The organism is Flavobacterium bomense (assembly GCF_003970355.1).
The window spans coordinates 1-1,116 of sequence record NZ_RYDJ01000225.1; the positions used below are offsets into that span (position 1 = coordinate 1).

The window sequence follows — 1,116 nt, forward strand, 5'->3', positions numbered from 1 at the left end:
GGTCAATCTTTGATAAGATGGAATGGAGCCAACAGAACTTCTACTTTTGTAAGTGCAAATCAATTAACTGCTTCAATTAGTGCTGCAGACATTTCAAGTTCTGGCACTGCTAATGTAACCGTTTTTAATTCTTGTAGTTCTATAGCAACCGTTGCCCAAACATTTACAATAACTACTAATTGTTCTTCAACGACTACTTGGAATGGAACTACTTGGTCAAATGGAGCACCAACAAGCTCAACTACAGCAATTATTGCTGGTAATTATAACGTTTCCACAAATATTAGTGCTTGCACCTTAACCGTAAATAACAACGCCGTGGTAAGCATTCCCTCAGGTTATAATGTAACCTTAAACGGTGCGATAACGGTAAGTTCTGGAAGTTTCACTTTGAACAATAATGCCAATTTGATACAGACTTCAAATGCAGCTAATTCAGGAAATATTATAGTTAAACGTAATAGTTCTGCTTTAATGCGTCTCGATTATACTGCTTGGTCATCACCGGTAACTAATAATACCAGCTTATTTTTACAATCTTTTTCTCCAGCAACAAGTTCAAACAGATTTTATAATTATACCACATCTACCAATTTGTATACGGAAATTACAAGTCCAGCAACAACAAATTTTGCTTTAGGCAAGGGGTATTTAATCCGTATTTCAAACAACCATCCAACTACTCCAACGGTTTGGAACGGAAGCTTCACAGGTGTTCCTAATAATGGAATAATTCCGATTACGATGACAAATGGAGGTGTAGGAAAACGATTCAATTTAGTTGGAAACCCTTATCCATCAACCATCAGCATGACTCAGTTTGTTGCGGATAACAATACAAAAATTACAGGAACTTTATATTTCTGGAGAAAAACAAATGGATTAACTAATCCAACTTATTGTACTTGGGTTAATGGAGTTTTCACTTCTAATGGGGGAGCCCAAGTTGTAAATCCTAATGGAATTATTCAAACTGGACAAGGTTTCTTTGTAGAAGCTCTGAATTCGGCAACCTCAGTAACCTTCAATAATGGACAGAGAATAGCGAATAATGCAAATCAATTTTTCAAAACAAAAGTTGTCGAAAGAAGTACAATTTGGCTAAACGCAACCAAT

1 pseudogene is annotated in these 1,116 nt (G+C 35.9%); it reads left to right on the forward strand.

Annotation, left to right across the window (positions count from 1 at the left end):
* A pseudogene (locus tag EKL98_RS17775) lies at positions 1 to 1,116 on the forward strand (hypothetical protein); the annotation flags it as partial.